The organism is Nocardioides pakistanensis (assembly GCF_054781215.1).
The window spans coordinates 13,182-34,259 of the sequence record NZ_BAAGUV010000007.1 but is presented as its reverse complement, the minus strand read 5'-3'; the positions used below and the strand labels follow the sequence as shown (position 1 = coordinate 34,259).

The window sequence follows — 21,078 nt, the reverse complement described above, 5'->3', positions numbered from 1 at the left end:
GGGCGCCGTGGACCGTGAGGAGTACGTCGAGCGGGTGCTCGCCGTGGTCGAGACGATCCCGCCCGGCCGCGTGATGAGCTACGGCGCGATCGCCGAGGTGGTCGGCGTCGGCGGCCCGCGACAGGTCGGCCGGGTGATGTCGATCGAGGGCTCCGCCGTACCGTGGTGGCGGGTCGTGCGCGCCGACGGCGGCCTGCCGGTGTGCCACGACGGCGAGGCGCTGGCCCACCACCGCGCCGAGGGAACCGCGATGCGTGGCTCCGGCCGGGTCGACATGGCGGTGGCCGCGTGGTGGCCGGACGCGGGCGAGGAACCTGTCGGTCGGCTCTGATGAGATGGGGAGCATGACGAAGTACCGCCTCGTGCCCCCGACCGCGGGACGCACCGCCGCGCCGCTGCTGGACTCCTTCCAGCAGTCGGTGGTCGACCACGAGGCCGGTCCGTTGCTGGTGCTGGCCGGCCCGGGCACGGGCAAGACCACCACCCTGGTCGAGGCGATCGTCGACCGGATCGAGCGGCGCGGGGTCTCCCCGGAGGCCGTGCTCGCCCTCACGTTCAGTCGCAAGGCCGCCGAGCAGCTGCGGGACCGGGTGACCGCACGCGTCGGCCGGACGATGTCGACCGCATTGAGCTCGACCTTCCACTCCTTCGCCTACGGCCTGGTGCGCGCGCACGGCCCCAAGGGTCTGTACGACGAGCCGCTGCGCCTGCTGAGCGCTCCAGAGCAGGACGTGGTGCTCCAGCGGCTGCTGACCCACGAGGCCGAGTCCGTGCGTTGGCCGGCCTCGCTGGACCGGGCGGTCGGCACCCGGGGATTCGCCCGTGAGGTGCAGAACGTCCTCGCCCGCGCCCGCGAGAAGGGCCTGGACCCGGCCGACCTGGTCGAGCTGGGTCGTCGCGAGGACCATCCCGCGTGGGAGGCCGCGGGGCTGTTCATGGAGCAGTACCTCACCATCCTCGACAACGAGAGCGCGATCGACTACCCCGAGCTGGTCGCCCGCGCGGTCGCGCTCGCCGAGCAGCCCGAGGTGCAGCAGCGGCTCCGCCGGCAGTACTCCTGGGTCTTCGTCGACGAGTACCAGGACACCGACCCCGCGCAGGTGCGGCTGCTCCAGGCCCTCGCCGGCGACGGGCGCAACCTGGTCGTGGTCGGCGACCCGGACCAGTCGATCTACGCCTTCCGGGGTGCCGAGGTGCGGGGGATCCTCGACTTCCCCGACCAGTTCCGGACCCGGGAGGGCGAGCGTGCGCGCACGGTCGCACTGCGGGTGACCCGCCGATTCGGGCCGGTGCTGCTCGAGGCCTCGCGCGCCGTCGCCGGAGCGATCCCGACCAGGGGCGCGATCGACGCCGAGCTGTTCGGGGCGTTCCGCAACCCCCGCCCCACCGACACCCCGTTCGGGCCGGGCGAGGTCGTCGTGCGCACCTTCGACACCCCCCGGGCAGAGGTGGAGCACGTCGCCGACCTGCTCCGCCGCGCTCACCTCGAGGACGGCATTCCCTGGTCGCAGATGGCCGTGCTGGTCCGCTCCGGCCGCAGCTCGATCCCGGCGCTGCGCCGCGGCCTCGGTGCCGCGGGGGTGCCCGTGGAGGTCGCAGCAGACGACACGCCGCTGGTGCGGGAGCCGGCCGTGGCGACCCTGCTCGACGCTCTCCACATCGTGGTCCACCTCGACGACACCGATCGTGGCGACCACGACTACGTCGGCACGGACCGGATCGAGTCCCTGCTCGCCTCCCCGCTGGCCGGCCTCGACGCCACCGAGGTGCGTGCTCTCGCGCGGGGCCTGCGGGCGTGCGAGAAGGTCGCAGCCGGCTCCGCGGACCGCACGCCCCGGCCCTCGCCGGAGCTGCTGCGGGAGGCGGTGCTCCAGCCCGACGTGCTGGCGGACGTGGAGGGCCGGGCGGCGGCGAAGGTCACCCGGCTCGGCCGGCTGCTGCGGGAGGCGCGCGAGCAGCTCGACGCCGGCGCCACCGCCGAGGAGGTGCTGTGGACGCTGTGGAGCGGCACTCGGTGGCCGCAGCGGCTCCGGGGGATGGTGGACGAGGGCGGCGCCGCGGCCCGCATGGCCCACCGCGACCTCGACGCGCTGTGCGCGTTGTTCGACGTGGCCGCGCGCACCGAGGAGCAGCGCGGCCACACCAGCGTCGCGAGCTTCCTGGCGACCTTGGTCGCTCAGCAGATCCCCGCCGACACCCTCGCCGAGCGGGGGGTCCGTGGCGACGCGGTCCGCCTGTTGACCGCCCACCGCTCCAAGGGCCTGGAGTGGCGGCTCGTCGTCGTGGCTCAGGTGCAGGAGGACGGCTGGCCCGACCTGCGGCGCCGGAGCACGCTTCTGCAGGCGGACCGGATCGGCGCCGACGGGATCCTCCCGCCGGTGACCATGGCGTCACTGCTGGCCGAGGAGCGGCGGCTGTTCTACGTCGCCTGCACCCGAGCCGGCCAGCGGCTGCTGGTCACCGCGGTGCAGTCCCCGGAGGAGGACGGCGACCAGCCGTCGCGCTTCCTCGACGACCTCGGCGTTCCGGTGGTCCCGGTCAAGGGCCGTCCGCCGCGCCCGCTGTCGCTGGCCGGCCTCGTCGCCGACCTGCGTCGCACGGCCTCCGACCCCGACGCATCCGACGCGCTGCGCCGGGCCGCAGCCAAGCGACTGGCCCGGCTCGCCGTGGTCACCGCCAACGGCAAGCCGCTGGCGCCGCAGGCCGACCCTGCCCACTGGTGGGGCACCCGCGGCCGCAGCCTCGCGGACCACCCGGTCCGCAGCGCCGACGAGCCGGTCCGGCTCTCTGCCAGCGCGCTCGAGGCGATCCTGGCCTGCCCGGCCAAGTGGTTCCTCGAGCGTGAGGCCGGAGGCGCGACCCCGTCCACGGCGGCCCAGGGGTTCGGCCTGGTCGTGCACGCGCTGGCCGACCGGATCGGCAAGGGCGAGCTCGCCGGCAGCGACGACCTGATGGCCTACGTCGACCGGGTCTGGACCCGGTTGCACTTCCGGACCCCGTGGTCGAGCACCCGCGAGCGGCAGGAGGTCGAGGCCGCCCTGCGCCGGTTCCTGGCCTGGCACTCGCGACCCGGCGCCCGCACCGTGATCGGCACCGAGCAGCACCTCGCCGCCGAGGTCACGCTGCCCGACGGGTCACAGGTGCGCCTCAACGGCTACGCCGACCGGCTCGAGCTCGACGAGGACGGCCGCGTGGTGGTGATCGACCTGAAGACCTCGAAGTACCCTCCCGCCGACAAGGACCTGCCCACCAACGCCCAGCTCGGGCTGTACCAGTACGCCGTCGACCACGGCGCGGCCGACGAGCTCCTCGCCGAGCACCCCGACCGGGCGCCGGGGCCGGTGCGCGCCGGAGGCGCCGAGCTGGTGCAGCTGCGCAAGGAGGTGCGCGGCGCGGCGAAGGTGCAGCCCCAGGCGCCGCAGGAGCCGGATGCCGATGGGCACCTGCCGATCGAGAAACAGCTGATGGAGGCGGTGCGCGTGGTGCGCGGCGAGGCGTTCGAGGCTCGAGCCGGCGCCCACTGCGACCACTGCTCCTTCCACGCGATCTGTCCGGTCAAGGGCGCCGGTACGGTGCTGTCGTGACCGGGCCGTTCCGTCCCCGGCCGGTGGACACCCCCGAGCAGCTGCGCGCGCTGATGCAGGAGGACTTCACCTTCAGCGACCAGCAGTTCGCGGTGGTGACCGCGCCGCTGTCGCCGCACGTCGTGATCGCCGGTGCCGGCTCGGGCAAGACCACCGTGATGGCCGCACGGGTGGTGTGGCTGGTGGCCACCGGCCAGGTCCGCCCCGACCAGGTGCTCGGCCTCACCTTCACCACCAAGGCCGCGGGCGAGCTCGCCTCCCGGATCAGGTCGGGCCTTCGCGCGGCAGGGATCCTGCCTCCACCCGGTGCCCGGCGCCTGCTCAGCGACGAGGAGATGGCGGAGGAGCCCGAGGAGCCCGTGGTGGCGACCTACAACGCCTACGCCGCGGGGCTGCTCACCGAGCACGGCCTGCGGATCGGCCACGAGCCCGACACCCGGGTCATCGCCGACGCGTCGCGCTACCAGCTCGCCGCCCGCGCGATCGCCCGCTACGACGGCCGGGTCGAGCTGCTCAGCGACCACCCGCCCACGGTGATCAACTACCTGCTCGCCCTCGACGGCGCGATGGCCGAGCACCTGCTCACCCCCGACGACGTGCGTGCCTTCCACGCCGAGCAGCGTCCCCGTGTCGTCGCCGCCAAGGCGGCCGAGACCGGGAAGACGAAGATCGCCGAGGTCGACAAGGTGCTCAGCTCCATCGACCGGCGCGAAGAGCTCCTCGGCCTCGTCGAGGCCTACCGCAGGTTGAAGGCGCACCTGGGGCTGATGGACTTCTCCGACCAGATCGCACTCGGCGCCCGGCTGGCCTCCGAGCAGCCCGAGGTCGGCACGGCCGAGCGCGAGCGCTACCGGATCGTGCTCCTCGACGAGTACCAGGACACCTCCGTCGCCCAGGCCACGATGCTGAGCCGGCTCTTCTCCGGTGACTCTCCGGAGCAGGGCCGGGGGCACGCGGTCACCGCCGTCGGCGACCCGAACCAGGCGATCTACGGCTGGCGCGGCGCGTCGGTGTCCAACATCCTCGGCTTCGGCCGCGACTTCCCGCGTGCCGACGGTTCGCCCGACGTCGACACGTTCTCGCTGACCGTCAACCGGCGTTCCGACGGGCGGATCCTCGAGCTGGCCAACGCGCTGGCCCGGCCGCTGTACAACCGGATGCCGCAGGTGCAGCCCCTCGAGCCGAAGCCGGGTGCGGCACCCGGCACGGTCCGCAGTGCGGTGCTCGAGACCTATCCGGAGGAGCTCGCCCACCTTGCCCGCGAGGTGATCCGCGCCCACGACGAGATGTTTGAGCCGGCGTGGTCGAAGATCGGGGTGCTCACCCGCGACAACTCCCACGCCGCGGACGTCTTCGACGCCCTGAGCGAGGCGGAGGTGCCGGTCGAGATCGTCGGCCTGCAGGGCCTGCTCAGGTTGCCCGAGGTGGCCGAGGTGGTCGCCACCTTGACGGTGCTCCACGACCTGACCGCCAACGCCGAGCTGCTCACCTTGCTGTCGGGGCCACGCTGGGCGGTCGGAGCGCGCGACCTGGCGCTGCTGGGCCGGCGGGCCAGGCAGCTCGCCGACGTCGCCGGCGCCGGTGCCCGAGAGGCCGTCCGCAGCGTCGACGAGGAGCTCGCCGCGGCGGTGGAGGGCGCCGACCCGACCGAGGTGGTCTCGCTCGGTGACGCCCTGGACGACCCCGGCGACCTGCCCTACTCCACCGAGGCTCGCGAGCGGTTCGGGTTGCTCTCCCGCGAGCTGCGGGACCTGCGCGGCTACGCCGGCGAGCCGCTGCTCGACCTCGTGCGCCGGATCATCGACACCACCGGCATCGACGTCGAGCTCGCCTCGTCCGTCAGCCCGGCTGCACACGCGCGACGCGACAACCTCGACCTCTTCGTCAAGGCGGTGGCCGACTTCCAGGCCGTCGACGGCAACGTCACCCTGCCTGCGCTGCTCGCCTACCTCCAGGCCGAGGACGAGCACGGCAACGGCCTCGACGTGGCCACCCCGACCGAGGCGGACTCGGTGAAGCTGCTGACCGTGCACCGGGCCAAGGGCCTGGAGTGGGACGCGGTGTTCCTGGTCGGAGTCGCCGAGGACAAGTTCCCCACCTCGCGGGCCCGCACCAAGTGGACCGCCGGTCCCGAGGTGCTGCCCTACCCGCTGCGCGGGGACGCCGCCGACCTGCCGGTGCTCAAGGGCTACTCGGCCGAGGAGCTCAAGGACTTCGCCGCGGCCTGCAAGGACCACGAGCTCGAGGAGGAGCTGCGTCTGGGCTACGTCGCCTTCACCCGGGCGCGACACCTGCTGTCGGTGTCGTCGTACTGCTGGAGCGCCTCCCGGCAACGCTCCCTGGGCCCCTCGGCCTACCACCAGGTCGTGCGCACCAAGCTCCAGGAGTGGGGGGAGCGGTGGGAGCCCTGGCTCGACAAACCCGCGAAGGAGGCGGACAACCCGCTGCGTGCCCAGCCCGTCAGCCGACCCTGGCCGGTCGAGGCGCACGCCGCCGAGGTGGCCAGACGAGCGGAGGCTGCAGCGCTGGTGCGGTCGGCGGTCGCGGACCTGCAAGCCTCGGGAGGGGCGGAGCAGCTGCCGCTCGACGCCGGGCTCACCGCCGAGGAGGCCGCGCAGGTCACGGTGTGGGACGACGAGCTCGACCGGCTCCTCGAGGAGGCGCGAGCCGGGATCTCCGACGAGGTGGTGGTGCCGCTGCCCTCCAGCCTGTCCGCGACCTCGCTCGCCCGGCTCCGTGACGACGCCCAGGCTCTGGCCGCCGACCTGGCCAGGCCGATGCCGCGCAAGCCATCGCCGGCGGCGCGGTTCGGCACACGGTTCCACGCCTGGGTCGAGGCACGGTTCGGGCAGCAGCAGCTGGTCGACCTCGACGAGCTGCCTGGCCGCGGTGACGAGGGCATCGAGGACGAGCGCGAGCTGCACGAGCTGGTGGAGCGGTTCACCGCAGGACCGTTCGGCGACCGGGTGCCGCACGCGATCGAGCCGCCGTTTGCCCTGGTGCTCGCCGGGCAGGTGGTGCGCGGGCGCATCGACGCGGTCTACGAGACCGACACCGGGTTCCTCGTCGTGGACTGGAAGACCAACCAGCAGCAGACCGCCGACCCGCTCCAGCTGGCGATCTACCGGGTCGCCTGGGCGGAGCTGGCCGGCGTCCCGGTCGACCACGTCCGGGCGGCGTTCTACTACGTCCGGACCGGGGACCTCGTCCAGCACGACGACCTCCCCGGCCGCGCCGAGCTCGAGCACCTCATCGCCGGGACCCGCTGAACTCCTCCTGGCTCGTGCAGGAGGCTTCCGGTCGACTCGGTTCGTGCGCAGGTGAGACCGACCTGCGCGGCGTGGTCTGCCCGGTGGCGGGACTGGGCACAAACCGCAGCCGGCCGTCCGGATTGGGCAAGAACCGCAAGCTCGAGCGACGGTCGCTGCTGTTCGTGCCCATTTCGCGGGCGCACCTGCTGTTCGTGCCCACTCCTGGCCTCAGGCGAGGATCTTCAGGCGAGCATCGCGTCGAGCGCGATCTCGACCATGTGACCGAAGGTCTGCTCGCGTTCGAGAGCCGTGGTCTCCTCCCCGGTGACGATGTGGTCGGAGACGGTGCACGCGGTCAGGGCGCGCCGGCCGAACCCGGCGGCGAGGGTGTACAACGCGGCCGCCTCCATCTCGACGGCGAGCACGCCGTAGTCGACCATCCGCTTGGTCAGCTCGGGCCGAGCGCTGTAGAAGGAGTCGCTGGAGAAGATCAACCCGACCTTGGTCTGCACGGGCAGGTGCTTCGCCTCCGCCGCGTCGCAGGCCGCCCGCAGCAGGCCGAAGTCGGCGACCGGGGCGTAGTCGAGACCCTCGAAGCGGATCCGGTTCATCGACGAGTCGGTGCAGGCACCCGAGGCGAGCACGATGTCGCGCAACCTCAGGTCCTCGCTCAGCGCACCGCACGAGCCGACCCGGATGATCGTCTGGACGTCGTACTCCGCGAACAGCTCGTGCGCGTAGATCGCCAGCGACGGCTGACCCATGCCAGACCCCTGCACCGACACCCGCTCCCCGCGGTAGCGGCCGGTGTAGCCGAACATCCCGCGCACCTGCGAGTAGAGCTCGGCTCCCTCGAGGAAGTGCTCGGCGATCCACTTCGCGCGCAGCGGGTCGCCGGGCATCAGGACGTGGGGGGCGATCTGCCCGGGTTCGGCTGAGATGTGGGTGCTCATGGCCGCATCCTAGGCTCGGAGTCGTGACCCCTCACCACGATCCTGGCTCCACCCCGCCGCAGATCGCGTTGTCGGTCCGTGCCCACGACAGGGTCGGGCACCGACGTACCGACGACGCCTGGCTCGCGGAGACCTGGGCCTCACCGACGACCCGCGTGCTGCTGCTGGCTCGTGGCCACTTTCCCGTCGCCGAGGACGGTACGGCGGTGCGCTGGCTGAGCCCGCCCGAGGCGCCGGAGGGGCAACGCGTCTTCCTCGGCCAGAGCGGAGACGTCGCGCACTTCGCCGTGCTGCTCGACGAGCCGCAGGAGGACTGGGCGAACCTGCGGATGGTCGGCCCGGCGCTCACCACCGAGGACGCCAGCCTGCTGGTCCACGCGGTGGCGCTGGCGGAGTGGCACCACGCGCACCGCTTCTGCTCGCGGTGCGGCAGCCGGCTGGAGGTCGCCGCGGCCGGCCACGTGCTGACCTGCACCGGCTGCGGGCGCCAGCACTTCCCGCGCACCGACCCGGCGGTGATCATGCTCGTCACCGACGGCGACGACCGGGCGCTGCTCGGCCGCCAGCCGCGCTGGCCGGAAGGTCGGTTCTCGACGCTGGCCGGCTTCGTCGACCCGGGGGAGTCCCTCGAGGACGCCGTGCGCCGCGAGGTCGCCGAGGAGGTCGGCGTCGAGGTCGGCGAGGTGACCTACCTCGGCAACCAGCCGTGGCCGTTCCCGGCGAGCCTGATGGTCGGCTTCTTCGCGCACGCGCTGACCACCGACATCGAGGTCGACGCCGACGAGATCAGCGAGGCCCGGTGGTTCACACGCGAGCAGATGCGTGCTGAGGCCGAGGCCGGGACGCTGCTCCTGCCCGGACGGATCTCGATCTCGCGGACGCTGATCGAGAGCTGGTACGGCGGGCCGCTGCCCGGCCACTGGTAGCCGGGGACGCGCGGTCAGTTCAGGGACGCCAGCTTGGCCTTGACCTCGGCGAGCGAGGGGTTGGTCTGGGCCGAGCCGTCCTTGTAGATCATCGTCGGGACGGTCTGGTTGCCGCCGTTGACCTGCATCACCAGGACCGCCGCCTCCTCGTCACGGTCGATGTCGACCACGTCGTAGGCGATGCCCTCACGGTCGAGCTGCTTGCGCAGCCGGAAGCAGTAGCCGCACCACTGCGTGGAGTACATCGTGACGGCTGCTCCGGAGGTGGCCGGTGAGCTGGCAGGCATGAACTGTCCCTTCTGACGTCTACCCTGAGGGCTGGCGCTGTCCGGCCCGCTGGCGCGGACCGGACACACAACGAGCCGTGCCGCCACGGCTCGCATCCAGCACAACACCCGATGTGAGGAGATTGTTCCGCGTGGTCGCCTTCGACCCCTCCGCCGGTCTCGGCGCAGCCTCGGCGGACCGCCTGCTCGAGGCTCTCGACCCGGAGCAGCGGGAGGTCGCGCTCGCGCTGCGCGGGCCCGTGCGTGTGCTCGCCGGTGCGGGCACCGGCAAGACCCGCGCGATCACCCATCGGATCGCCTACGGCGTGGCCACCGGCATCTACAACCCCTCCGAGGTGCTCGCCGTCACGTTCACCACTCGCGCGGCGGGCGAGATGCGCACCCGGCTGCGCGAGCTCGGAGCGGGCGGGGTGCAGGCGCGCACCTTCCACTCCGCCGCCCTGCGCCAGGCCCGCTACTTCTGGCCCCGGGTGTACGGCGGTGAGCTCCCCGTGCTGACCGAGTCCAAGCTCCCCCTGCTGGGCAACGCCGCCCGGCGCAACCGGATCCAGACCGACCAGGCGACCCTGCGCGACCTGGCCTCGGAGGTCGAGTGGGCCAAGGTGAGCAACGTCCGTCCGGACGACTACGCCAAGGTCGCGGAGGCCCGGGGTCGGTCGGTCTCCGGCCACGACCCGGCCACGATCGCCCGGGTGTTCGCCACCTACGAGGAGGTCAAGCGCGACCAGGGCCGGATGGACATGGAGGACGTCCTGCTGATCACCGCCGCGTTGCTGGCCGAGGACGAGCGGGTCGCGGCCGAGGTGCGCCGGCAGTACCGCTGGTTCGTGGTCGACGAGTTCCAGGACGTCAGCCCGATCCAGTCCGCGCTGCTCGACCTGTGGCTCGGCGGACGCGAGGACCTGTGCGTCGTCGGCGACCCGGCGCAGACCATCTACTCCTTCGCCGGGGCCAGCGCGAGCTACCTGGTCGACTTCCCCAAGCGCCACCGCGGCACCACCTCGCTGGAGCTGGTGCGCAACTACCGGTCGACGCCGCAGGTGGTGGCCGCGGCCAACCAGCTCCTGGCCGGCACCCCGTCGGCCGGGGTGTCGCTGCGGTCGCAGCAGGCGGCAGGTCCGGAGGTCGGCTACGCCGAGCACACCGACGAGGTCGCGGAGGCCGAGGCGGTCGCGGCCCAGATCCTGGACCTCCAGCGCGCCGGGGTGCCGATGCGGGAGGTCGCCGTGCTCTTCCGGGTCAACGCGCAGTCGGAGGCGTTCGAGGAGGCGCTCGCGGCGCGCGGCATCCCCTACGTCGTGCGCGGCGCGGCCAGGTTCTTCGAGCGCGCCGAGGTGCGCCAGGCGGTGACCCTGCTGCGGGGCAACGCCCGGAGCGACGGCGGCTCCGGTGACGGTCTCGTCGCCGACGTCAAGGCGGTCCTCGCCGGGATGGGCTGGACCGAGCAGGCGCCGACCGGCAGGGGCAACGTCCGCGACCGGTGGGAGTCCCTGCAGGCGATCGTGTCGCAGGCCGAGGAGTTCTCGGAGACCCACGCCGAGGGCGACCTCACCGGGTTCGTCGCCGAGCTCGACCGCCGCGCCGCCGAGCAGCACGCACCGGTGGCCCAGGGCGTGACGCTGGCGACCCTGCACGCCGCGAAGGGCCTCGAGTGGGACGCGGTGTTCCTGGTCGGCATGCACGAGGGCACCATGCCGATCGTCTACGCCGAGGGCGCCGCGGCGGTGGAGGAGGAGCGGCGGCTGCTCTACGTCGGGATGACCCGGGCCCGGGAGCGGCTCTCGGTCTCGTGGTCGCTGGCCAGGTCGCCGGGGGGCCGGTCGACCCGCAAGCCGTCGCGGTTCCTCACCGGACTGCGCCCTCAGGTCGGCTCCGACCGCGCCGCGGAGGGTCGCTCCGCGCGCTCGCGCAGCAAGCGGGGGATCGCGCACTGCCGGGTCTGCAACGCACCGCTCAGCACCACCGCCGAGCGCAAGGTCGGCCGCTGCGAGGGCTGCCCGGCCTCCTACGACGAGGAGCTCTTCGAGCGACTCCGTGCGTGGCGGGTGGCCCGCGCCGCGCAGGAGAAGGTGCCGGCGTACGTCGTCTTCACCGACCTGACCCTGCAGGCGATCGCCGAGGTGCGCCCCAGCGACCCGGCCGCGCTGCTGCGCGTCAGCGGCGTCGGTCCGGCGAAGATCGACAAGTACGCCGACGACGTGCTCGCCCTGGTCGCCGGCGAGGACGTCTTGCCCGGGATGGGTGGGTCCGCATAGCCCAGGTGGGCCATCTTCTTGATGCGTCCTCAAGTTTTTTGGGAAATACCCAATAAATGGTTTGCCGCTTACAGGCCCGGACCGCTAGTTTTTCTCTCACCGCATGACGACCGCGCGCACACGGCCCTGACGAAGCCGGCGCCCTACGCATCGAAGGAGGTGCTCACAGTGATCAAGAACATCCAGACCAGCTCGCAGAACGGCGGCATCAGCATGCCCATTTCCTGGCTCGACGCCGTTCCCGCTGCCGCTGTGCGCACCCTCCCGGCCATGGGTGGAGTGTCGACCGTTGCAGCCGCCGCTGGCACCAAGCGTCGTTTCGCGGACGTGGCACAGGTGTGCACCTACACGCACACCACCGGTGTCGTCGTCCTCGAGGGCGCCTTCCCGGGTACCTCTGCCTGGAGTCCACCGATCTAGATTGCGATCTACATCGGCAGCCTCCAGGCCGCGGAACCCGAAACCCGGGATCCGCGGCCTTTTTGATTCTCGCAAACCAGCGACTTCTCACAAGGAGGTGACAGATGAGTATCAGCGTCCTCGACCCACAGGTCGGCGTCGACGAGGAGCAGCTTCCCTGCCGCAGGGAGAACCCCGAGCTGTTCTTCGCCGAGAGCCCCGCCGACGTGGAGACCGCCAAGGCCCTCTGCCTGGACTGCCCGGCCCGCACCGAGTGCCTCGCCGGCGCCCTCGACCGGAGGGAGCCCTGGGGGGTCTGGGGTGGCGAGCTGTTCCTGCACGGAGCGGTGATCCCCCGGAAGCGTCCCCGTGGCCGACCGCGCAAGAACGAGGTGGCCGCCTGAGCCCGACCACCCGCACCAGCAGCACCGCAGCACCAGCAGCACCGACAACCACCACCGAGAGACAACGGAGTCTTGAGATGCAGTACCTCCACGAAGAGCTCGCCCGAGCTCAGATGGCCGACCGCCTCGAAGAGGCCAGGGCCCAGCGCCGCGGGCAGCAGCTTGCCAGGGCGAAGCGGAAGGCCCAGCGGGCCGAGCGCCACTCCCTGCAGGCCCGCCTCGCGCTCCTGCGTTCGCTGTAGGCAGCGCACCGCACACCTGCAGCACGCCCGAGCCAACACGTCCGAGAAAGCGACTACAGACCCATGACGACCACACCGAAGCGGAGCACCAAGATGAACTTGCTCAACGAAGATCTCGCCCGAGCCCAGATAGCCCAGCGCCTGGGGGAGGCGCAGGACCTGCGGCTGGGACACCAGATTGCTCGGGCACGCCGCCTCTCGCGCCGGGCCGAGCGGGCGGCGCAGCAGGCGCGCCTGGCACTGGCTCGCTCCTTGTGAGCCGGTGAGCCCCTCCCAGGGGGCGACACCTCACCGGGCCCCCGGCAGCCGAAGGACGGCTGCCGGGGGCCCGGCCGTGTGCGTAGGGTGTGACCGTGCCCGCCACCTGCGACCTCTGCGGCACCACCGTGCCACAGGACCACCCGCCGCTGACCTGGACCAGTGCGCTCGAGCACGGTCGCTGGAAGTACTTCTGCGAGTCCTGCTCGCGGGAGAACCTGCGCGCGATCGAGGGCAAGCTCGACAGCGAGTGGTGGTAGCCGGCCTCCGGGCTCAGGCCGGCTCGGCGAAGCCGGGCAGGGACTCCTCGAGCAGCCGCCGGAACGGCGCCTCGGCCTCGAGCTGGCACATCACGCCCACCCCGCCGAGCCACACCCGGTGGATGAGCAGGTACGACGGCGGCAGGTTCAGCTTCAGGCTGAGCGTGTAGCCGGGTTCACGGGGGTTGTTCAGCCGGGTGAACTGCTCACGCATCCACTCCCGGGAGAACCGGAACGTCTCGTGGCGCGCCGGCTCGATGAACGGGGCGAGGAAGTCGCGGAGCTCGTCGGGGTCGACGACGATCCTGGGCTTGATGAAGCCCTCCTCGCGCAGCTGCTCCACGACGCGCGCGTAGTCGTCCTGCAGCGCGATCCGCATCAGGGTGCCGATCGCCAGGGGCAAGCCCTTCTCGGGGAGCCGGGCGACCGCGCCGAAGTCGAGGACGCCCAGCCGGCCGAGGCCACCGCCCTCGGCAGGAAGGACCCGGAAGTTGCCGGGGTGCGGGTCGGCGTGCAGCATCCCGGTGCGTGCCGGGCCGGAGAACAGGAACCGGACGTACAGCTCGCCGTAGTGGTCGCGCTCCTCCTGCGTGCCCTCGGCGACCATCCTGGCCAGCGAGGCCGGGCTCTCCAGCCACTCGCTGACCAGCACCCGGCTGCTCCCGGCGACGACGTCGGGGATGAAGAAGTGCGGGTCGTCGGCGAACTCCACGGCGAACCGGTGCTGGGCGTCGGCCTCGAGCTCGTAGTCGAGCTCCTCGGCGACCCGGGACTGCAGCTCCTCGACCAGCGGCTTGATGTCGATCCCGGGGACCACCGACCCGAACGTCCGGGCCAGTCGGCCGAGCTGCCGGAGGTCGGAGGTCAGCGCCTCCTCGGCGCCGGGGTACTGCACCTTCACGGCGACCTCGCGGCCGTCGTGCCACCGGCCGCGGTGCACCTGCCCGATGGAGGCGGCGGCGGCCGGGTTGTCGTCGAACTCGACGAGCTTCTTGCGCCAGGACGCCCCGAGCTCCTTGGCGAGTACCTGGTGCACGGTGGCGGCCGCCATCGGCGGCGCGGAGTCCTGCAGCCGGGTGAGGTGGGCGCGGTACGGCGCGGCGAGGTCCTCGGGGAGCGCGGACTCGAGGATGGACAGGGCCTGGCCGACCTTCATCGCCCCACCCTTGAGGTCGCCGAGCGTGCGGAACAGCTGCTCGGCGGTGCGCTGCTGGACGTCGCTCATGACGGCCTCGGCGGGTGCGCCACCCAGCCGCTTGCCGACCCCCATCGCGGTGCGGCCGGCGAACCCGAGCGGCAGTGCGGCCAGACGGGCCGTGCGCGCGGCGGCCTTGCGGGGGAGCTCGGTCATGTCCCCATTGTCGCGTACGACGCCAAGCCCGCGTCGCGCCGCTCAGGCCCACCCGCAGCCGCAGGCGGGATGCCGCGGCCAGCAGTCGGTCTCCAGGCAGGTGAGGTGGGGGTCGAGGCGTACGGTCGTCGAGGACGTCGCCGGGGTCCGGCCCTCGGCGTGGGAGACCAGCTCCCGGGCCGCCCAGGCCGCCGCGAGGGTGGCCAGGGCGGGATCCACCGGCTCGGGGAGCGTGTCGTCGCGCGGCCGGACGACCACGGCGGCGTACTGCTTCACCAGCAGCGGCCAGGCGGGGTCGGTGTCGGTGTGGTGCGCGTCGATGCAGCGCAGGCACGCCGTGGTGCCGGGTGCGACGAACGGTCCGACCACGGCGTGGCCCTCGACGAGCCGCAGCAGCAGGTGCGGGGTGCCTGCCCGCAGCCACGGGTCCAGCAGGTCCCGGTCGGGTTCGCCGACCGCGACCAGCAGGCCGACCGTGCCGTCGGCGACGACCTCCCGATCCTCGTTGCCGCGACCGGGGCCGGCGGCTCGCATGTCGTACGGCACGCCGGCCAGGCGCAGCAGCTCGGTCACCGACTCGCCGACGGTCCCGACCTCGCAACCGCCGGAGAGCATGACCTGGACCCGGCAGGCCGCCCGCCGGGCCAGCAGCGTGGCCGTCTCGTCGCCGGCCTCGGCGGCCGCAGCGGCGACACCGGTGCGCGACGGCGCCCCGGACCCGGCCGCGTCGCGGAGGGGCATCAGCGGGAGCAGCCGGTCGGTGTCGACGAGCAGCCCGCTGCGTGAGAGCAGGTCGAGGGTGCCGGGGTCGGACGACCTCGGGTCGGCCGTCGGGGCCGGGCTGCGCAGCGCGTCGAGCAGCTCCCGGGTCGCCGGGGTGTCGGGGAGGACCACGGCTCGTGCGGGGTCGAGGCCGACCTGCAGGGAGGTGGCGTCACGGCGCAGCACGTGCACGCCGGGGCGGAACGTGAGGTGGCCGGTCGTCACGGCGCCGGCGGCAGGACGGGGGCAGTGGGTGGGCACCCCACCGAGGGTGCCGCAGACCGGGCAAGGACGTCGGCGGCCGTCCACAGCCCCCGGCGCGGGCAACGGTCAGGGACCGCAGACGCAGCGACGGCGGGCCCGTGCGGGTCCCGCCGTCGACGTCGGTCGAGTGGGCTCGGCTCAGGCCTTGCCGAGGATGCGGTTGAGGTTCGTGCCGCAGACCGGGCAGACGGCCTTGGCCATCCGCGTGCCCTTGTCGTTGACCTTGACCTCGCCCTCGGCCTCGCGCTTCTCCTTGCACTTCACGCAGTAGAACTCGCCGCTCCAGGTCTCCGCCATGACGGCCTCCCTTGCTGTGGTCGATCTGGTCGTCGCGGCGGTGGCTCGCGCGGACCCGCCGGGGCGCCGATTCGTCGGCAACCGTCTCGCACCCTACGACAGCGCGGGGCGCGATGTATGCAGGAGAGCCCGTGGTTGCGCGTGTCCGCGGCGAATGGATGCCGGAAATGCCCGCTTTGCACGTTTTCGGACGCTGCGTGCCGCGAGCGGCGGGCCGCGGTGTCGGCGTCGGTCGCGTCGGCGGGTCTCGCCGGACGGGTACGCCGGGCCGCCGGTGCCGGCTTGGGTAGTCTGCGCCGCATGCCGAACACCCCCCACCTGCGCGTCGAACGACCCTCCGACGGCGTCGTCCTGCTCACCCTCGACAACCCCGACCAGCGCAACGCGATGTCGGACGAGATGACCGCCTCCTGGGCCGCGACGGTCGAGGACCTGGCCGGGGACCGGTCGGTGCGCGCGGTGGTGGTCACCGGCGCCGGGTCGGCGTTCTGCTCCGGCGGCAACACGAGCTGGATCGCGAGTGAGCCCGACGCCACGGTGGACCAGCTGCGCACCCGGATGATCGCGTTCTACCGCGCGTGGCTGTCGATCCGCCGGCTCGAGGTGCCGACGATCGCCGCGGTCAACGGCCCGGCGATCGGCGCGGGGCTGTGCGTGGCGCTGGCCTGCGACATCCGCTACGCCGGAGCCCGGGCGAAGCTGGGTGCGCCGTTCGTGAAGCTGGGCATGCACCCGGGGATGGCTGCGACCTACCTGCTGCCCAACGTCGTCGGGGACGCCGCGGCCCGCGACCTGCTGCTCACCGGCCGGGTCGTCGACGCGGAGGAGTCGCTCCGGCTGGGGATGGTGTCGCGGGTGCTGCCCGACGACACCTTGCTCGCGGAGACGCTCGAGGTCGCGGCCGGCATCGCGGCCAGCGCCCCGATCCCGAGCCGCTACACCACGCTGGCCCTGCGCGGCGGCGGCCACGCCGACTTCGAGACCGCGCTGCAGTGGGAGGCGCTGGCCCAGCCGATCACGCTGGCCACCGCCGACCTGCAGGAGGGGATCCGGGCGGCGCAGGAGAAGCGCCCGCCCCGGTTCACCGGCGCCTGAGCTCGCCGAAGGTCCCGGCCAGCGTGGACCTGCCGACGGATCCCCGACCGACGCGGTGCCCGTCCGGTCAGGGCCCCGAGAGCGTCAGGTCGACGGCTGCGACCCTGCCTGAACCGTCGAGCGACAGCGCGACCGCGAAGTCGGAGAAGCAGTCGCGGTGCGTCTCGTCGGGTCGGATCCAGATCGTCTCCGCGGACCTCGCGGCCGCGTCCTGGTAGCGGCTGCACCCGACGATGCGAGGCGGCTCGGAGTCGAAGGTGACCTCGCCGCCGTCTCGGACCAGGAGCGTGATCGTCCGGAGCGGCGAGACCGGGCAGTCGCGGCCTTCGTAGGTCGACGAGGCTCTGGGGCAGCCGTCCCAGGTGCTCCGGCGGTCGGCGAGGTCGGCCGCGAACCGGGCCACCTGCTCGCCGGCGATCCGATAGCTGACCTCGCTGGCCCAGGGCACCTCGGTAGCAGTCCCCTCGGCATACGCGACGAGCGCCTGAGCAGCGGACGCCGCGTCTGCTCGGCTGTCGAACGCTGGGGTATCGGGCGCGTGGGTCGCCGGGGAGCCGGCTTCGCCGCCGGCGCTGCACGCGGTCAGCCCGGTCGACAACGCGAGCCCGGCCAGCACGAGCCGGGCGGGAGGGGTCGGCCTCATGCCCATGAGACGCCGGCACCGCCGAGAAGGTTGACCAGGACGTCAGAAGGCGCGTCGAAGGGCAGCAGGGGCGGCCGACTCGGCGCCGCGAGGGACCGCTCCGCGGCGCCGTCGGCCCACCGCCGGTCGGGGTCCGGGACCGGTCAGGTGACGATCAGAGAGGCCCTCGATCGAGCGGCACGGCGCTTGCCTTCCCCTTGCGAACGCCGGGCCCCTGGATGATCGAGGGCCTCTTCCGCGCTCACGCTAGGTGGCCCGCGCCACGGCGGTCAACACAGCACCGTCCACGGCTGTGGACAACGCTGTGGACAGGGTGTGGAGACTCGCGGAGGTGCTTGTGGAGCGCGCCGGAGCGCCGGTGCACAACACTGTGGGAGACACGCCCGGCAGTCGGGCTGTCAGGTGTCTGACCAGCGGAAATGGGGAGATACAGGCTGTGGACGAAAGAAAGTCGGGCGACCCGGTCGCCGCACTGCGCCGGATCGCCTTCCTCCTCGAGCGGACCCGCGCCGAGACCTACAAGGTTCGGGCGTTCCGCACTGCGGCGGCCACGCTGCTGGCGCTGTCGCCTGAGGAGCTGCGGGCCCGGGCCGAGCAGGGCACCCTGCGGGAGCTGTCCGGCATCGGTGCGTCGACGGAGAAGGTGGTCCGTGAGGCGCTCGCCGGCCAGACCCCGTCGTACCTGCAGAAGCTGGAGGAGACCGCGGGCCCGCTGGCCGAGGGCGGAGCGACGATGCGTGGCCTGCTGCGCGGTGACCTGCACACGCACTCGGACTGGTCCGACGGCGGGTCGCCGATCCAGGAGATGGCGATGACCGCGGTCGAGGTCGGCCACGAGTACGTCGCGCTGACCGACCACTCCCCGCGGCTGAAGGTGGCCAACGGGCTGTCTGCGGAGCGTCTCGCGCGCCAGCTCGACGTGGTGGCCGCGGTCAACGACCAGCTCGGCGGCCAGCTGCGGATGCTCACCGGCATCGAGGTCGACATCCTCGAGGACGGTGCCCTGGACCAGAGCGAGGAGATGCTCGGGCGGCTGGACGTGGTGGTCTCCTCGGTCCACTCCAAGCTGCGCATGGAGTCGGCCGCCATGACGCGCCGGATGGTGGCCGCCGTACAGCACCCGCGCACGAACGTGCTCGGCCACGCCACCGGACGGCTGGTCACCGGGGGAAGGGGGACCCGGCCGCAGAGCACCTTCGACGCCGAGGCGCTGTTCACCGCGTGCGCCCGGCACGACGTCGCGGTGGAGATCAACTCGCGGCCCGAGCGGGTCGACCCGCCCGACGAGCTCGTCGCGCTGGCGCTCGAGGCCGGCTGCCTGTTCGCGATCGACAGCGACGCCCACGCACCCGGACAGCTGGACTTCCTCGACCACGGGTGTGCGCGGGCCGAGGAACTCGGGGTGCCTCCGGAGCGGATCGTGAACACGTGGCCGGCAGAGGAGCTGCTGGCCTGGACGGCCGGGTAACCTGCATCACATGCCCACCCGTGCCCCCGATCCGCAGGGGCCCACCGTCGAGGTGCGACGCAGCCGCCGGCGCCGTCGCACGGTCTCGGCGTACCGGGAGGACGACCGCGTGGTCGTGATGATCCCGGCTCGGCTGAGCGCCAAGGAGGAGCGCGAGTGGGTCGCCACGATGATCGCCCGGCTGGAGAAGGCCGAGAAGCGGCGCCGGCCCAGTGACGCCGGCCTGAAGCGACGCGCGATGGAGCTCAGCGACCGCTACCTCGGCGGGCTCGCGCGGCCGGTGACCGTGCGCTGGGTGGACAACCAGAACAGCCGGTGGGGTTCGTGCACCCCGTCGGACCGCTCGATCAGACTGTCCACGCGGCTGAAGGGGATGCCGCCGTGGGTCATCGACTACGTGCTCGTGCACGAGCTCGCGCACCTGATCGAGGCCGGACACACGCCCGCGTTCTGGGCCTGGGTCGACCGCTATCCCAAGGCCGAGCGGGCCAAGGGGTTCCTCGAGGGCATCGCGGCCGCGACGCACCTGGGTCTGCAGGCCGAGCCGCCGGACTGCTCCGAGGAGGGTGCGGCGGAGATGATCGCCGACGACGAGATCGGCGCGGTCGCCCTGGAGTGAGGCTCAGGTGACCAGCCAGACCCGCCACATCGCGGCCGGGTCGGAGAGCGGGTCGCCGTGCACCAGCACGATGTCGGCCGGCCCGCCCTCGCGGATCACGCCGGCCTCCGGCTCGTCGAGCAGCGTCCCGCCGTTGCGGGTCGCCGCGGCGAGTGCCTGCCACGGCTCGAGGCCGGCGGTGACCAGGCACTCGATCTCCCAGGCCATCTGGTTCGCACGCAGCGAGCCGCCACCGAAGTCGGTGCCGGCCGCGATCAGCACGCCGGCCCGGGCGGCGAGCCGGATGCTCTCGTGGGCCCACTCGCGGCGCGCTGCGATCAGCGAGCGGCCCTCGGGGGAGGCGAACCGGGGGAGGTCGGTGGTGCGGGCGAAGGAGCGCCACGACTCGAGCACGGCCAGCGTCGAGACGACCGCGACGCCGTTGTCGGCCATCAGCCGGGCGACGTCGGCGTCGAGCTGGAAGCCGTGCTCGAGGGAGTCGACGCCGGCCTCCGCGCCGACCCGCGCGCCGGGAAGCACACCGGAGTGTGCGGTCACCTTCGCGCCCCGGGCATGCGCGGCCTCGACCACGGCGCGCACCTCGTCGACGGTGAAGGGCGCGGTGTCCTTGTCGGGGCCGTCGAGGTAGAGCTTGATGAAGTCCGCGCCGTCGTCGAGCTGACGCATCGTCGCGTCGAGCAGCGACCCGCCGTGCTCGACCTCGACGGCGAGCCCGGGCGGCAGCGAGCCGGTCCTGCCGACCCAGGAGCCGGCGGCGCGCACGTAGGGGTACTCGCGGTTGCCGGCCCACCGGTCACGTACGCCGAGCGCCAGCGCGCGCTCCCGCCCGTCGACGGGGTCTGTCTTCATCGGCGAGCCGACGTCGCGGGCCCACCGGACGCCTGCGGAACGCTGCAGCCGAGCGTTGTGCTCGGCGACACCGAGCAGCCGTTCGGCCGGGTCCAACCCGCGCTCGACCCAGTGCGCGCCGCCGGGCAGGGTCAGGTGGCTGTGGCTGTCGACCATGCCCGGCACGATCGTGCTGCCGGAGGCGTCGACCACCTCGACGTCCCGGCCCGGGTCCGGCTCGTCGCCGGTGGGCCGGATCCAGGAGATCCGGTCGTCCTCGACCAGGATGCTCACGCCCAGGCGCAGCTCCGGGCCGGTGCCGTCGGCGAGGGCGGCGTCGCGGTACAGGGTCCTGGTCGGGCTGCCGGGCATGCGGCCACTATGGCACGCGGGTCGCCCACCGGGCCCGAGCCAGTCGCACCAGCTCGTGCATGTCGGCGTCGTCGGTCGGCAGCGCGTCCCATGGCCACCAGCGCACGTCGAGCGACTCGTCGCTGACGGCGTGGCTCGTCCCCTCCGGCGCCACCGCCAGGAACCGGACGTCGAGGTGGTGCACGGTCCCGCGCGGGTCGCAGAACGGCACCGGGTGCGCGTTGAGCTGCACCGGCTGCGGGTCCAGGTCGAGGTCGCGCAGGCCGGACTCCTCCAACGCCTCCCGCAGTGCCGCGCCGGCCAGGGTGTCATCGGTGTCCTCGCAGTGCCCGCCCATCTGGAACCAGGCGCGGGCCTTGGCGTGCAGGGTGAGCAGCACCTGCGCACCGTCGGCGGAGAGGATCAGCGTGCTGGCGGTGAGGTGGTCGGGGAAGCAGGAGCGGTGCAGTCCGTCGGCGTGCGCCTCCAGGTGGGCGACGTAGCGGCGTCGTACCTGCTCCTGCGACTCGTCCGGGGGTGTCCAGGCGCGCAGCAGGGCCAGCGCGTCGTCGTGCAGCACG

21 protein-coding genes are annotated in these 21,078 nt (G+C 72.9%); 13 read left to right on the top strand and 8 right to left on the bottom strand.

The window, feature by feature from the left end; all coding sequences use genetic code 11:
- The first annotated feature begins 7 nt into the window (after positions 1 to 7).
- The 3 genes from ACYVIH_RS03115 to ACYVIH_RS03105 are packed head-to-tail and all read left to right on the top strand — an operon-like array spanning position 8 to position 6,853.
- On the top strand, positions 8 to 331 hold the full coding sequence (locus ACYVIH_RS03115) for an MGMT family protein (RefSeq protein ID WP_460865883.1): 324 nt from the start codon (positions 8 to 10) through the stop codon (positions 329 to 331).
- A 13-nt stretch (positions 332 to 344) separates the two neighbouring features.
- A complete protein-coding gene (locus ACYVIH_RS03110) occupies positions 345 to 3,584 on the top strand; it encodes an ATP-dependent helicase (RefSeq protein WP_460865881.1) in 3,240 nt (1,079 codons plus the stop codon).
- Complete coding sequence (locus ACYVIH_RS03105) at positions 3,581 to 6,853, top strand: UvrD-helicase domain-containing protein (RefSeq protein ID WP_460865879.1); 3,273 nt, start codon at positions 3,581 to 3,583, stop codon at positions 6,851 to 6,853. The genes ACYVIH_RS03110 and ACYVIH_RS03105 overlap by 4 nt, the downstream gene beginning before the upstream one ends.
- Before the next feature lie 224 nt (positions 6,854 to 7,077).
- On the opposite strand, the gene deoD is transcribed toward ACYVIH_RS03105, so the two are convergent.
- Positions 7,078 to 7,788 (bottom strand): purine-nucleoside phosphorylase, encoded by a 711-nt coding sequence (gene deoD / locus ACYVIH_RS03100; protein WP_460865877.1) that lies wholly within the window; start codon positions 7,786 to 7,788, stop codon positions 7,078 to 7,080.
- Between the two features lie 23 nt (positions 7,789 to 7,811).
- Between deoD and nudC the strand changes: the two genes are divergently transcribed.
- Positions 7,812 to 8,714, top strand: coding sequence for an NAD(+) diphosphatase (gene nudC / locus ACYVIH_RS03095; RefSeq protein WP_460865875.1), 903 nt, complete (start codon positions 7,812 to 7,814; stop codon positions 8,712 to 8,714).
- Between the two features lie 14 nt (positions 8,715 to 8,728).
- Here nudC and ACYVIH_RS03090 read toward each other — a convergent pair whose 3' ends face one another.
- Positions 8,729 to 9,001: a mycoredoxin gene (locus ACYVIH_RS03090; protein ID WP_460865872.1), complete on the bottom strand. Its 273-nt coding sequence runs from the start codon at positions 8,999 to 9,001 to the stop codon at positions 8,729 to 8,731.
- A gap of 131 nt (positions 9,002 to 9,132) precedes the next feature.
- Between ACYVIH_RS03090 and ACYVIH_RS03085 the strand changes: the two genes are divergently transcribed.
- The 6 genes from ACYVIH_RS03085 to ACYVIH_RS03060 all read left to right on the top strand — a co-directional run bounded on the left by ACYVIH_RS03085 (position 9,133) and on the right by ACYVIH_RS03060 (position 12,819).
- The gene (locus ACYVIH_RS03085; RefSeq protein ID WP_460865869.1) at positions 9,133 to 11,256 is read left to right on the top strand and encodes an ATP-dependent helicase; all 2,124 of its coding nucleotides are present in this window, start codon (positions 9,133 to 9,135) and stop codon (positions 11,254 to 11,256) included.
- Positions 11,257 to 11,424: 168 nt separating this feature from the next.
- Positions 11,425 to 11,676: a hypothetical protein gene (locus ACYVIH_RS03080; RefSeq protein WP_460865867.1), complete on the top strand. Its 252-nt coding sequence runs from the start codon at positions 11,425 to 11,427 to the stop codon at positions 11,674 to 11,676.
- A 104-nt stretch (positions 11,677 to 11,780) separates the two neighbouring features.
- The gene (locus tag ACYVIH_RS03075) at positions 11,781 to 12,059 is read left to right on the top strand and encodes a WhiB family transcriptional regulator (protein WP_460865865.1); all 279 of its coding nucleotides are present in this window, start codon (positions 11,781 to 11,783) and stop codon (positions 12,057 to 12,059) included.
- 77 nt (positions 12,060 to 12,136) lie between these two features.
- Positions 12,137 to 12,301 (top strand): hypothetical protein, encoded by a 165-nt coding sequence (locus ACYVIH_RS03070; RefSeq protein ID WP_460865863.1) that lies wholly within the window; start codon positions 12,137 to 12,139, stop codon positions 12,299 to 12,301.
- A gap of 63 nt (positions 12,302 to 12,364) precedes the next feature.
- The gene (locus tag ACYVIH_RS03065; RefSeq protein ID WP_460865860.1) at positions 12,365 to 12,559 is read left to right on the top strand and encodes a hypothetical protein; all 195 of its coding nucleotides are present in this window, start codon (positions 12,365 to 12,367) and stop codon (positions 12,557 to 12,559) included.
- 95 nt (positions 12,560 to 12,654) lie between these two features.
- The gene (locus tag ACYVIH_RS03060) at positions 12,655 to 12,819 is read left to right on the top strand and encodes a hypothetical protein (protein WP_460865858.1); all 165 of its coding nucleotides are present in this window, start codon (positions 12,655 to 12,657) and stop codon (positions 12,817 to 12,819) included.
- A 13-nt stretch (positions 12,820 to 12,832) separates the two neighbouring features.
- Here the strand turns inward: ACYVIH_RS03060 and ACYVIH_RS03055 are convergent, their stop codons facing one another.
- The 3 genes from ACYVIH_RS03055 to ACYVIH_RS03045 form a co-directional block, all read right to left on the bottom strand.
- Positions 12,833 to 14,170 (bottom strand): ABC1 kinase family protein, encoded by a 1,338-nt coding sequence (locus ACYVIH_RS03055; RefSeq protein ID WP_460865856.1) that lies wholly within the window; start codon positions 14,168 to 14,170, stop codon positions 12,833 to 12,835.
- A 42-nt stretch (positions 14,171 to 14,212) separates the two neighbouring features.
- Positions 14,213 to 15,193, bottom strand: a complete 981-nt coding sequence (locus tag ACYVIH_RS03050; RefSeq protein WP_460865854.1) for a hypothetical protein — start codon at positions 15,191 to 15,193, stop codon at positions 14,213 to 14,215.
- 141 nt (positions 15,194 to 15,334) lie between these two features.
- Positions 15,335 to 15,493 carry a DUF5679 domain-containing protein gene (locus ACYVIH_RS03045; RefSeq protein ID WP_011754982.1) on the bottom strand — a complete coding sequence of 53 codons (159 nt, stop codon included), beginning with the start codon at positions 15,491 to 15,493 and terminating at the stop codon, positions 15,335 to 15,337.
- 300 nt (positions 15,494 to 15,793) lie between these two features.
- On the opposite strand from ACYVIH_RS03045, the gene ACYVIH_RS03040 reads away from it, so the two are divergent.
- Positions 15,794 to 16,588 carry an enoyl-CoA hydratase/isomerase family protein gene (locus tag ACYVIH_RS03040; RefSeq protein ID WP_460865851.1) on the top strand — a complete coding sequence of 265 codons (795 nt, stop codon included), beginning with the start codon at positions 15,794 to 15,796 and terminating at the stop codon, positions 16,586 to 16,588.
- A 67-nt stretch (positions 16,589 to 16,655) separates the two neighbouring features.
- Here ACYVIH_RS03040 and ACYVIH_RS03035 read toward each other — a convergent pair whose 3' ends face one another.
- Positions 16,656 to 17,231 carry a hypothetical protein gene (locus ACYVIH_RS03035; protein ID WP_460865849.1) on the bottom strand — a complete coding sequence of 192 codons (576 nt, stop codon included), beginning with the start codon at positions 17,229 to 17,231 and terminating at the stop codon, positions 16,656 to 16,658.
- Between the two features lie 436 nt (positions 17,232 to 17,667).
- Here ACYVIH_RS03035 and ACYVIH_RS03030 point away from each other — a divergent pair, with 436 nt between their 5' ends.
- Together ACYVIH_RS03030 and ACYVIH_RS03025 are read left to right on the top strand one after the other, a co-directional pair.
- Complete coding sequence (locus tag ACYVIH_RS03030; protein WP_460865847.1) at positions 17,668 to 18,699, top strand: PHP domain-containing protein; 1,032 nt, start codon at positions 17,668 to 17,670, stop codon at positions 18,697 to 18,699.
- A 10-nt stretch (positions 18,700 to 18,709) separates the two neighbouring features.
- A complete protein-coding gene (locus tag ACYVIH_RS03025; protein ID WP_460865845.1) occupies positions 18,710 to 19,318 on the top strand; it encodes a M48 metallopeptidase family protein in 609 nt (202 codons plus the stop codon).
- A 3-nt stretch (positions 19,319 to 19,321) separates the two neighbouring features.
- Here the strand turns inward: ACYVIH_RS03025 and ACYVIH_RS03020 are convergent, their stop codons facing one another.
- A complete protein-coding gene (locus ACYVIH_RS03020; RefSeq protein WP_460865842.1) occupies positions 19,322 to 20,518 on the bottom strand; it encodes an amidohydrolase family protein in 1,197 nt (398 codons plus the stop codon).
- A 7-nt stretch (positions 20,519 to 20,525) separates the two neighbouring features.
- On the bottom strand, positions 20,526 to 21,077 hold the full coding sequence (locus tag ACYVIH_RS03015) for an NUDIX hydrolase (RefSeq protein ID WP_460865840.1): 552 nt from the start codon (positions 21,075 to 21,077) through the stop codon (positions 20,526 to 20,528).
- Between the last annotated feature and the right edge of the window lies 1 nt (position 21,078).

What these genes read in the sequence shown, in the direction of transcription:
- ACYVIH_RS03110 (WP_460865881.1), top strand. Translation starts at nt 345, where the DNA reads ATGACGAAGTACCGCCTCGTGCCCCCGACCGCGGGACGCACCGCCGCG.
- deoD (WP_460865877.1), bottom strand. Translation starts at nt 7,788, where the DNA reads ATGAGCACCCACATCTCAGCCGAACCCGGGCAGATCGCCCCCCACGTC.
- ACYVIH_RS03090 (WP_460865872.1), bottom strand. Translation starts at nt 9,001, where the DNA reads ATGCCTGCCAGCTCACCGGCCACCTCCGGAGCAGCCGTCACGATGTAC.
- ACYVIH_RS03075 (WP_460865865.1), top strand. Translation starts at nt 11,781, where the DNA reads ATGAGTATCAGCGTCCTCGACCCACAGGTCGGCGTCGACGAGGAGCAG.
- ACYVIH_RS03070 (WP_460865863.1), top strand. Translation starts at nt 12,137, where the DNA reads ATGCAGTACCTCCACGAAGAGCTCGCCCGAGCTCAGATGGCCGACCGC.
- ACYVIH_RS03065 (WP_460865860.1), top strand. Translation starts at nt 12,365, where the DNA reads ATGACGACCACACCGAAGCGGAGCACCAAGATGAACTTGCTCAACGAA.
- ACYVIH_RS03055 (WP_460865856.1), bottom strand. Translation starts at nt 14,170, where the DNA reads ATGACCGAGCTCCCCCGCAAGGCCGCCGCGCGCACGGCCCGTCTGGCC.
- ACYVIH_RS03045 (WP_011754982.1), bottom strand. Translation starts at nt 15,493, where the DNA reads ATGGCGGAGACCTGGAGCGGCGAGTTCTACTGCGTGAAGTGCAAGGAG.
- ACYVIH_RS03040 (WP_460865851.1), top strand. Translation starts at nt 15,794, where the DNA reads ATGCCGAACACCCCCCACCTGCGCGTCGAACGACCCTCCGACGGCGTC.
- ACYVIH_RS03035 (WP_460865849.1), bottom strand. Translation starts at nt 17,231, where the DNA reads ATGAGGCCGACCCCTCCCGCCCGGCTCGTGCTGGCCGGGCTCGCGTTG.
- ACYVIH_RS03025 (WP_460865845.1), top strand. Translation starts at nt 18,710, where the DNA reads ATGCCCACCCGTGCCCCCGATCCGCAGGGGCCCACCGTCGAGGTGCGA.
- ACYVIH_RS03020 (WP_460865842.1), bottom strand. Translation starts at nt 20,518, where the DNA reads ATGCCCGGCAGCCCGACCAGGACCCTGTACCGCGACGCCGCCCTCGCC.